This window comes from Amycolatopsis sp. NPDC048633, from assembly GCF_040650695.1.
Lineage (GTDB): Bacteria > Actinomycetota > Actinomycetes > Mycobacteriales > Pseudonocardiaceae > Amycolatopsis.
The window spans coordinates 22,365-31,902 of the sequence record NZ_JBEZHS010000060.1 but is presented as its reverse complement, the minus strand read 5'-3'; the positions used below and the strand labels follow the sequence as shown (position 1 = coordinate 31,902).

At 73.6% G+C, this 9,538-nt stretch carries 12 protein-coding genes; 9 read left to right on the top strand and 3 right to left on the bottom strand.

Annotation, left to right across the window (positions count from 1 at the left end):
• Positions 1-88: 88 nt before the first annotated feature.
• Complete coding sequence (locus AB0C38_RS47755; protein ID WP_360687762.1) at positions 89-982, bottom strand: SDR family oxidoreductase; 894 nt, start codon at positions 980-982, stop codon at positions 89-91.
• Between the two features lie 107 nt (positions 983-1,089).
• On the opposite strand from AB0C38_RS47755, the gene AB0C38_RS47750 reads away from it, so the two are divergent.
• The gene (locus tag AB0C38_RS47750; RefSeq protein WP_360687759.1) at positions 1,090-1,677 is read left to right on the top strand and encodes a helix-turn-helix domain-containing protein; all 588 of its coding nucleotides are present in this window, start codon (positions 1,090-1,092) and stop codon (positions 1,675-1,677) included.
• Here AB0C38_RS47750 and AB0C38_RS47745 read toward each other — a convergent pair.
• The gene (locus AB0C38_RS47745) at positions 1,653-2,423 is read right to left on the bottom strand and encodes a methyltransferase (RefSeq protein ID WP_360687756.1); all 771 of its coding nucleotides are present in this window, start codon (positions 2,421-2,423) and stop codon (positions 1,653-1,655) included. The two genes, AB0C38_RS47750 and AB0C38_RS47745, sit on opposite strands and share 25 nt — an antisense overlap.
• A 166-nt stretch (positions 2,424-2,589) precedes the next feature.
• On the opposite strand from AB0C38_RS47745, the gene AB0C38_RS47740 reads away from it, so the two are divergent.
• Both AB0C38_RS47740 and AB0C38_RS47735 read left to right on the top strand, forming a co-directional pair.
• Positions 2,590-2,979 (top strand): STAS domain-containing protein, encoded by a 390-nt coding sequence (locus AB0C38_RS47740; protein ID WP_360687753.1) that lies wholly within the window; start codon positions 2,590-2,592, stop codon positions 2,977-2,979.
• A complete protein-coding gene (locus AB0C38_RS47735; protein ID WP_360687750.1) occupies positions 2,969-3,760 on the top strand; it encodes a GAF and ANTAR domain-containing protein in 792 nt (263 codons plus the stop codon). Before AB0C38_RS47740 ends, AB0C38_RS47735 begins: the two co-directional genes overlap by 11 nt.
• A 45-nt stretch (positions 3,761-3,805) precedes the next feature.
• Here the strand turns inward: AB0C38_RS47735 and AB0C38_RS47730 are convergent, their stop codons facing one another.
• Positions 3,806-4,174 carry an STAS domain-containing protein gene (locus AB0C38_RS47730; protein ID WP_360687747.1) on the bottom strand — a complete coding sequence of 123 codons (369 nt, stop codon included), beginning with the start codon at positions 4,172-4,174 and terminating at the stop codon, positions 3,806-3,808.
• Between the two features lie 121 nt (positions 4,175-4,295).
• Between AB0C38_RS47730 and AB0C38_RS47725 the strand changes: the two genes are divergently transcribed.
• The 6 genes from AB0C38_RS47725 to infA all read left to right on the top strand — a co-directional run bounded on the left by AB0C38_RS47725 (position 4,296) and on the right by infA (position 9,505).
• Positions 4,296-5,102 (top strand): MerR family transcriptional regulator, encoded by an 807-nt coding sequence (locus tag AB0C38_RS47725; protein ID WP_360687744.1) that lies wholly within the window; start codon positions 4,296-4,298, stop codon positions 5,100-5,102.
• 104 nt (positions 5,103-5,206) lie between these two features.
• The gene (locus AB0C38_RS47720; RefSeq protein ID WP_360687741.1) at positions 5,207-6,100 is read left to right on the top strand and encodes a hypothetical protein; all 894 of its coding nucleotides are present in this window, start codon (positions 5,207-5,209) and stop codon (positions 6,098-6,100) included.
• 99 nt (positions 6,101-6,199) lie between these two features.
• On the top strand, positions 6,200-7,702 hold the full coding sequence (locus AB0C38_RS47715; protein WP_360687738.1) for a phosphodiester glycosidase family protein: 1,503 nt from the start codon (positions 6,200-6,202) through the stop codon (positions 7,700-7,702).
• Between the two features lie 23 nt (positions 7,703-7,725).
• The gene (locus AB0C38_RS47710; protein ID WP_360687735.1) at positions 7,726-8,334 is read left to right on the top strand and encodes a TMEM175 family protein; all 609 of its coding nucleotides are present in this window, start codon (positions 7,726-7,728) and stop codon (positions 8,332-8,334) included.
• Between the two features lie 171 nt (positions 8,335-8,505).
• Positions 8,506-9,291, top strand: a complete 786-nt coding sequence (locus tag AB0C38_RS47705; RefSeq protein ID WP_360687732.1) for a GNAT family N-acetyltransferase — start codon at positions 8,506-8,508, stop codon at positions 9,289-9,291.
• The gene (gene infA, locus AB0C38_RS47700) at positions 9,281-9,505 is read left to right on the top strand and encodes a translation initiation factor IF-1 (protein WP_360687729.1); all 225 of its coding nucleotides are present in this window, start codon (positions 9,281-9,283) and stop codon (positions 9,503-9,505) included. Before AB0C38_RS47705 ends, infA begins: the two co-directional genes overlap by 11 nt.
• The last annotated feature ends 33 nt before the right edge of the window (positions 9,506-9,538 follow it).

The window sequence follows — 9,538 nt, the reverse complement described above, 5'->3', positions numbered from 1 at the left end:
ACGCCCCCCATTGGGGAGTGGGTGGCAACCACCCCACCAAAGGGGGCCTTCGGTGCGTTCAACGCACCGAAGGCCACATTGGGGCGCACTAGCCCGAGTACGCACCCGTGTCGAGGTCCTCGACCAGCGTCCGCCCGGTCGGCTTCCACCCCAGCAGCTCCTGCGTGCCGGTGCTCGTCGCCGCCAGATCCATCGCGAAGAACGTGCCGATCCAGCCGAAGTGGTCCTGGACGTCGCCGGCGTCGATCGACGCCACCGGCAGATCGAACGCCCGGCCGATCGCCTCCGCGATCTCCTTCGTCGGCACGCCCTCCTCCGCGACGGCGTGCAGGCGGCTGCCCGCGGGCGCCTTCTCCAGGCCGAGGACGACCATGCGCGCCGCGTCCGTCACGTGTACCGCCGCCCAGCGGTTCGTGCCGTCGCCGGGGTAGCCGGCGACGCCCTTCTCGCGGGCGATCGCCGACAGGTGGGCGATGAACCCGTGGTCACCCGTGCCGTGCACGGTCGGCGAGAACCGCAGGCTCACCGGGTGCACACCCCGGTCGGCGAACTCCAGCGCGAGGTTCTCGGCGCCGCCGCGCGGGGAGTCCGGGCCGTGGAACGGGGACGCGTCGGCTTCGGTGGCCGGCTTGCCCTGCACGAGGCCGGCGACCCCCGAGGCCAGCAGGAACGGGCGGCCGCTGCCCGCGAGCGCGTCGCCGATGGTCTGGACGGCGGCCCGCTCCGCGGCGTTCGACGCGGCCTGGTCGGCGAAGTCGTGCTTGTTCGCCAGGTGGATGACGGCGTCGGCCGCCTCGGCGCCGGCGCGGATGCCGGCGAGGTCGTCGAGGTCGCCGCGCCGGACCTGGACGCCCTTGGCCTCGAGCTTCGCGGCGGACGCGGCCGACCGGGCCAGCCCGGTGACCTCGTGGCCGGCGGCGAGCAGCTCGCCGACGACGGCGGTGCCGATCCAGCCGGAGGCTCCGGTGACGAAAACGCGCATGGCGTGAACTCCTTCGAGAGAGGCATGATGTCAGTGACCGACGTCAGTCGCTGACATACGCACCCTACGCCTGTATGTCAGCCGCTGCCATCACTAGTATCGGGAGCATGGTGCGCTGGGAACCGGGGACCGCGGAGCGGCTGCAGAAGGCCGCGCTCGAGCTGTTCGCCACCCGCGGGTACGAGCAGACGACCGCCGCGGAGATCGCGCAGGCCGTCGGGCTGACCGAGCGCACGTTCTTCCGTCACTTCAGCGACAAGCGCGAAGTGCTCTTCCAGGGACAAGAACTGCTGGTCCAGGCGTTCCTCGACGGCATCGACGCCGCGCCGGCGGAAGCGTCACCACTCGAGATCGTCGCCTCCGCACTGGGCTCGGCGGCGTCGTTCTTCCCGGACGAGCGCCGCCCGCACTCCCGCACGCGGCAGTCGATCATCGACCGGAACCCCGGCCTGCAGGAACGGGAGCAGCACAAGCTGACCACCCTGGCGACGACAGTCGCTGACGCACTGCGTGCCCGGGGCGTCGACGAGCTCGCGGCCAAGCTGGCGGCGGAGTCGGGCGCCACCGTGTTCGGGATCGCGTTCACGCGGTGGCTGCGCGAGGAGAGGTCACTGGATGACATCTCGGCTGACGTGCTGGCCGAGCTGCTGCTGCTGGCCGAAGAAGCCGCTCAGGCCTTGCGCCCCACGAGGTGAAAGACGCGGCTGAGCCGGCGGTAGGGGTCCCGCCGGCCGGCCTCGAACTCGACGGCCGCCACCCGCTCCGCGTCGGCCGGGTCCACCTTGGCACCGCCGAACCCGAGCCAGTCCACGAACAGCCAGACCCCGTACCACCGCACGGGCGCCACGCCCCGGCTCCGGATCAGCTCGCCGAGCTCGTCCACCGTGTCGGCCCGGGTCGGGACGCCCAGCACGCCGATCTCGCTCCGGGAGTCGAACGCCGCCAGGGCGTCCTCCCACCGCTGTTCCAGGGCGGGACGCACCGCCATCGCGTCGGCGTTGCCCGCCATGATCGAGACGACACCCCCGGCAGCGGCGCGGCCGCACAGCTGGTCGAGCACCGGCTCCGGCCGTTCGAGGTACCCGAGGACGCCGTGGCACAGGACGGCGTCGAACTGCCGGCCGCCGACCGCCTCCCCGGCGTGCTCGCCGTCGGCTTCCACGAACGTCACGCGGTCCCGGATCTCCGGAGACAGCCGCTCTCGCGCCTTGCCGAGCATCGCCGGGGACGAGTCCAGCAGCGTGACGTCGTACCCGGCCCGGGCCAGCGGGAAGGACTGGTGCCCCGCCCCGCCGCCGACGTCGAGCACGGTGGCGGGCGGCGGCGGGAGGTGCTCCAGCAGCTGCCGGTGCATCACATAGGTGCGCACACGGCCCTTCACCGAGGCGTAAGCGTCATCGGCGAAGTGACCGGCCAGCGCGGACCACGTGTCGTCACCCACGCGGGTCAACGTACCGCCGCGGGCCTGGTGACTCCGAGGTGGCGCGCGGGGTACTGTCGGCCTCGCTGCGGTTGAGCACAGCAGCCGCCCCCTGGAACCCATCCGCCGCGCGCGCAGCGCGCCGGCCGGGACGGCGGGCTCGCCCGCCTCACCGAGGTGAGGACGCATGCACGACACCATCACCCGTCCGGGCACGACCCTGCTGCTGGGCGCGCCACCCCGGATGTCGATCACGGCGACGGCCGAGCGCACGATCGTGGCCGTCACGGGCGAGCTGGACCTGGCGGTGACGGACCGCCTCGCGGCCCGGCTCGTCGACGAGCTCGACCTCGCTCCGCGAGCCCTGGTCATCGACCTGACGCAGCTGGCGTTCTGCTCGGCGCGGGGGCTCGGCGTGGTGCTGGACGCGGTGGCCGCGGCCCGGGTGAGACAAATCCCGGTCGCCGTCCTCGCCGAAGGGCGGGAGGTGGTGCGGCCGGTCCAGGCCCTGGGGCTCGAAGACGTGCTGCCGCTGTACCGCACGCTCGCCGACGCCGAGGAGCACCATGACCAGTGAGCAGGAGTGGCAGCGCGACAAGGAGACGTTCGTCGCCGGCGAGGACCGGACCGGGGCCGGCCCGCTGGCGGGCGAGTTCGCCCGGCTGACGAACCGGCTGCTCACCGCCCCCAGCGTCGAAGACGTCCTGGAACGCGTCCTCGAGGCGACCACGCTCATGGTTCCCTCCGCCGACCTGGCCAGCTTCACGCTGATCGACACCGACGGGCAGTTCCACACACCCGCGGAGACCGACGAGGTCGCCGTCGAGCTGGACCTGCTGCAGTACCGGTTCCGGGAAGGGCCGTGCGTCGAAGCCGCCGAGCCGACCGGCCCCGCCGTGGCGATCGCCCCGGACCTCGCCCGCGAGCCCCGCTGGCCGCGGTGGGCGCCGGCCGCCGCCGGGCTCGGCGTCGGCGCCGTCCTCTCCACCGCGCTCATCCCCGGCCCGCCGACCGGCCGGTCCGTCGGCGCGCTCAACGTCTACTCGCGCGCCGCCGGCGGGCTGGACGAAGCCGACCGCGACGTCCTGCTGCTGCTGGCCACCCACGCGTCGCTGGCCATCGCGGCCACCGACGCCGTGACGCGCGGTCAGCTGCAGGCCGCGCACCTGCGCAAGGCGATCGACGGCCGGGACGTGATCGGCCAGGCCAAGGGCATCATCATGGCCCGCCGGGGCGTCTCGGCGGAGGAGGCGTTCGACGTCCTGCGGCGCACCTCCCAGGACCTGAACGTCAAGCTGGCCGAGCTGGCCCGGACCCTCACCGAGCGGCACGCCGAGATCGACCTGCCCGCCGGCTGAGGCCCGGCGGCCCGCACCGCCACCGAGACCATCCACAGTGGACTCTTACTCCTGGGACTGCCGCCGGACCCAGTCGCGGGCGTCGTCGACCGTCGCGTGCAGGGCGAACACCTCGTCCAGCCGGCTGAGCCGCACCACGCGCAGCACCGGGTACCGGTCGGCGACCACGGCGAGCGGGACGCCGCCGGCCGTCGTCGCCGCGACGAGCTCGGCCAGCACCTGCAGGCCCGCCGAGCCGCAGAAGCCGATCTCGTCCAGGTCGACGATGAGCGCCCCCGGCCGCTCGTCCAGCACGGCCCTGGCCTGCGCCCGCAGCACCGGCGCCGACCCGAGGTCCAGGTCACCGGCAGCCGCGACGACGACGGCTTCGGGCGTGGTGCGCACCCGCACCGTCAGTCTCCGCTCGTCGGTCACCACGTCTCCTTTCGCAGGTGCCGACTTTAAGCGGACCGCATCGTTTTGTCATCGATTGGCGCAGTGGCGTCGACCGGCCGGAAGCCGAGCGGCCCGCACCCGGCAGGTCCATGATGGAGGGATGAACCAGCCGGCCACCGCCCCCGTCGTCACCTGGACGGCGGGGGCGGTCGCCCGGATGCTCGGCCTCCCGCCGTCCACGCTCCGCGCGTGGCACCGCCGCTACGGCCTCACGCTGTCGACTCCGCAGACCGGCAGCCACCGCCGCTACGGACGAGCCGACGTCGACGCGCTGCTCCGCATGAAGCACCTGATCGAGCAGGGGCTCGGCACCGAAACCGCGGCCGCCCGCGCGTTCCACGCCGGCGGCGGCAGCGACGTCGGGACGCTGCTGACCGCGGTGCGGAGCCTCAAGATCGACACCGCGACGGCGCTGCTCGACGCGTACCTGGTCGACCACGACGTCGTCGACACCTGGGAGCACCTGTGCCGGCCCGCGCTCGACGCGTTGGGCGGCCCGGACGCCGACCACTGCGTCGACCTCGTGCACGGGCTCTCGTGGGCCGTCGCCGCAGCCCTGCACCGCATCCCCTCCCCGCGCAGCGCCGCTCCGCCGGTGCTGCTGGCGTGCGTCGACGGGGAGCGGCACACCCTGCCGCTGGAAGCCCTGCGCGCGGCGCTCGCCGAACACAGCCGCGCGGCCCTGTTCCTCGGCGGGTCCATTCCGGACACCGCGCTGCGCGACGCCGTCGCCCGCACGCACCCGGCGGCGGTCGTCCTGTGGAGCAGCCGCCCGGTGCCTCCCCCGCGCCGGATCCGCGCGCACCGGCTCGTCCTCGCCGGGCCCGGCTGGCCACGCCGCACCGGGCGCGCCGCCCGCCCGGCGACGCTCGGCGAGGCCCTCACGCTGTTGATCGCCGGCGACTGACCACGGCAGGCACGCCAAGGGAATCCGGTTTATCCCCGCACCACCCGGGTAGCCCGCCGCCCATCGAGGGCACGGGGAAGTGCCTCTCCCGCAAGGAGGTCGAGATGACATCAGGACCCGGCGGCCAGTCGCCGCCGTCGACGACCGAAACGGCCAAGGACGAAGCTCGCGAGGTGGCCACGACGGCCGCCGATCGCGGGGGTGAAGTCGCGCAAACCGCGGCGCAGGAAGCGAAACACGTCGCGGAGCACGCCCAGCGGGAAGCGCGCGACCTGCTCCGCGAAGGCCGGGACCAGCTGGAGGCCCAGGCCAAGGACGGCCAGCGGAAGGCGGCGCAGAGCCTCCACCAGCTGGCCGGTCAGCTGGACCGGATGGCCGAGCAGACCGACTCCCCCGGCGTCGCCGCCGACGTCGCGCGGCAGGTGTCCGGCCGGACCCGGACGGTCGCGGACTGGCTCGAGCACCACGAACCCGGCGACCTGCTCGACGAGGTGCGGCGCTTCGCCCGCCGCCGTCCGGGCGCGTTCCTGGTGGGCGCGGCCGTGGCAGGCGCCGTCGTCGGACGGCTCACGCGCGGTGCCGTCGCGCAGCAGCAGGAAAAGCCGGCGGACTCCCCGAACGGGCCGGCAGCGGCCGCGCCCCCGGACCAGGCCGCGGATCCGGGCCGGACCGCGTTCCCGAGCCAGGCAAGGGATTTGGGCCGGACCGCGTTCCCGGGCGACGGCACGTACCCGGGCCAAGCCGCGTTGCCGCACCCGGGCCAGGTCGCCCCGCCGGCGCACCACCCGGGGCCGGTCGGAGTCCCGCCGGCTTCCGCGCCACGGCCCGGCGAAGCCGCATATCCGGCGGGCGTTCCGGGCCCGCGCGAGCCGGCGCAGCAGGCTGCCGAGTCGGTGCGCGCCGACAGTGCGTCGACGGTCAAGGAGGAGGCACGCTCCGCACCGGGCGACGTCACCGGCCGCGTGCAGGACGCCAAGCAGAACGTCCGTTCGTCGTGACACCCGAGCACGGTGCGACCCGACAAGGTCGCGCCGTGCACGCGGAAAGTTCAACCGGAACCCCCACCGGATCCACCCCGGCGGGGTAGCTTGCTTCGCGTGAAGACGAGGACGCCGCTCGCCCTGACCCTGTCCGCCGCGCTCACCGTTGCGCTCAGCTCGCCCGCCTCCGCCGCCGGCGATCTACTCGCGCCCGGGCTGACCGTCTCCACCACGGTCGTCGGGGAAGGCACCGGGCACAACACCTGGACCGTCACCGCGCTCGTGCCCGTCGGATCGAACCCCGATCCGGACACGCCGCCGGCCGCGCTCGGGACTCGTGAGCACGCCGACACGCTGGTCGCCGCCTTGCGGGGCAAGGGCTTCGCCGCACGCGCCGAGCGGGTCGACTGGCCCGCGTTCGCCGACACGCCCCGGGGTGCCCTGGGCTGGCGGGTGCGGGTCGGCTCCTTCGCCGACCGCGCGCAGGCCGCCGCCACCGCGAGCGCCATGAGCGCGAACGGCTTCACCAACGCCGTCGAATGGACCGGCCAGGACGGGCCCGCAACGCAGGGCCCGCAGCGCATCCGCGTCGCCACGGTCGACCCGCGGCGGTTCCGCGGCGACGTCGTCGCGTCCCACGGCGAGTCGGTGGCGGGGCGGCGCACGACATCGGCGCTGTCGGCCGCCGCGGGCGCGCTGGTCGGGACCAACGGCGGCTTCTTCGTCATCGACCCGCGGGACGGCATCCCCGGCGAACCGGCCGGCATCGGCGTCTACCAGGGTCTCCTGCAGAGCGAAGCCACCACCGGACGGCCCGCGCTGCTGCTGGGGGAACACCCGTCGATCGGCGTTCCCCGAACCGCGCTCACCGTCGGCGGCCGCGAGGTCAACGGGGTCAACCGCAAGCCCGGCCTCATCCGCAACTGCGGCGAGCCCGGCGACGTCCCGACGGACCGGCCGCTGCACGACTCGACCTGCACCCACGCGGACGAGCTGGTGCTCTTCACCCCGCAGCTCGGCACGCCGACCCCGGCCGGCGACGGCGTCGAAGCCGTGCTGGACGCCCGCGACGTCGTCACGGCGGTGCGTCCGGCGGGCGGCGACGTGCCCGCGGGCGGGCACACCGTGCAGGGCATCGGCGCGGCGGCGACCTGGCTGAGCGACCACGCGCGGCCGGGCACGAAGCTGCCGGTCGGATCGCGGATCTTCGAAGGCGGACGGCCGATCCACCCCGCGGGCGTGGTCAACGGCGGCCCGTGGCTGGTGCGGGGCGGCCGGGTCGCGGTGAACGCGGCGGCGGACGGCATCGTGCACCCGGGCGACCCGTCGTTCGTGTACGGCTGGGGCGTCAAGCGCAACCCGCGCACGATGGTCGGCCTCGACCGCCAGGGGCGGCTGCTGATCGTCGCCGCCGACGGCCGTCAGCCGGGGTTCGCCGAAGGGCTTTCGCTGATCGAGGGCGCGAAGCTGATGGCGCGGCTGGGCGCGGTGACCGCGATCAACCTCGACGGCGGCGGCTCGACGGCGATGGCGATCGACGGCGAGCTGGTCAGCTCCCCCTCGGACGCGACGGGCGAACGCCCGGTCGGTGACGCGCTGCTGGTGCTGCGGCGGCGCTGATCACCTGGTGGTTGGATGGCCGCGTGGAGCAGAAGAAATCATCCGAGCGGCTGGTGTTCTTCACCGACGCCGTGGTCGCGATCGCCCTGACGTTGCTGGTCCTGCCGCTCACGGACCTGGTGCCGGAGCTGGTCGTGGAGCACAAGCCGGCGGTGGCGGCCGTCACCGGCAACTGGTCGAAGATCATCAGTTTCCTGCTCAGCTTCGTCGTGATCGGCCGCTTCTGGTCCGTCCACCACCGCATCTTCGAGCACGTGCGCGCCTACAGCACCGCGCTCGTGCGGGTCAACTTCTGCTGGCTGCTGACGATCGCCCTGCTGCCCTTCCCCACCGAGCTGATCGGCGCGTACCAGTCCGAGCGCTTCACCGTGCTGTTCTACCTGGGGACACTGCTGGCCAGCAGCCTGTGCCACACGGCGCTGGTGGTCATCGTCCGCCGAGACCCGCAGGTCCGCGGGGACGCCGAGCCGGTGCCGGACGAGATGTTCTGGAACTTCGTGGTGAGCTCCGCCGTGTTCGCGCTCGCGGTCGTCGTGGGGTTCATCAAGCCCGGTTTCGGCTATTTCGTGCTGCTGTTGCTGGCGTTCCCGTCGGCGGTCGTCCGCCGCGCGCTGGGGCGCACCGGTAAATGAGTGGGCACGCCGGCGCCGGGCCGCTATCGTGCCGGAGACCGTGACTCGACGCCGGGAGGTGAGCCCCATGAACGCTGTTTCGATGTGGGTGCTCCCCTCGTCGTCACGGTCGGGCGACTGACGTAGGGGTCGCCGGGAGCGCTTCAAGCACTCCCGAAAGGCACAAACCTCATGCAAACTGCGCATTTCACCTCGGGCGAACCCGCGGTGGTGATCACGCGGATCACGCCGGGGCTCTGGCACGCGCTGGCGGACGACCGCGTGGTCGGCCGCGGCGAGGCTTCGACGCGGCCCGACGGGCGGACCTTCCTCAGCATCGACGCGTGGCACCGCTCGGTCTTCGACCAGCTCGCCGACACGATGCTGGCGGAGCTCGAGGGCCCGCTCCACACGATCGTCGACGAGGTCGACGCCGAGCTGACGGCCGGCTGGGAACGAGCCGGCTTCACGACCCGGCGCCGCGAGTGGGAGTACGTCGTGCCCACCGGTGGCGCCGGTCGCGTACTCCCGCCGCCGGGGGTGACGATCGTGCCCCTCGGCGAGGCGTCGGAGGGCCCGCTGCGCGCATTGGATCGCGTGGTCCGCGCCGAAGTCGAGGCGACTCTCGGCTGGCAGGAGATGCCGGCCGAGGTGCTGGCCCGGCCGGCCTGGGACACCGTCGTGGACCCGGCGCTGTACGCGGCCGCGGCCGAGGCCGGCGAGTACGTCGGGCTGGTCCGGGTGGTCCAGGTGACCCGGCTGCCCCGGATCGGCCTGATCGCGGTCCGCGCGGACCGGCAACGCCGGGGCATCGCCCGGGCGCTGCTGGCCCAGGTGCTGGGCGCCCTGCACGACGCGGGAATCCCGACGGCGTCGGCCGAAGTGAACGAAGCCAACCCGGCGGCGACGGCGTTGTTCGAGGGCATCGGCGCCCGGCGGGCGAGCAGCAACCTGGAGCTGGTGCGCCATGGCGAATAAGGCGGGCGGCATCGAAGTCGAGGGCACCGTGCTCGAGTGCCTGCGCAACGCCACGTTCAAGGTGGAGCTGGCGAACGGGCACCAGGTGCTGGCGCACATCAGCGGGAAGATCCGGAAGAACTACATCAAGATCCTGCCGTACGACCGGGTCCTCGTGGAGCTGAGCCCGTACGACCTCGGCCGCGGCCGGATCCTGTTCCGCTACCGGAACTAGTCCGGGGCGCGGTCCGGGAACCCACGGGCTCCC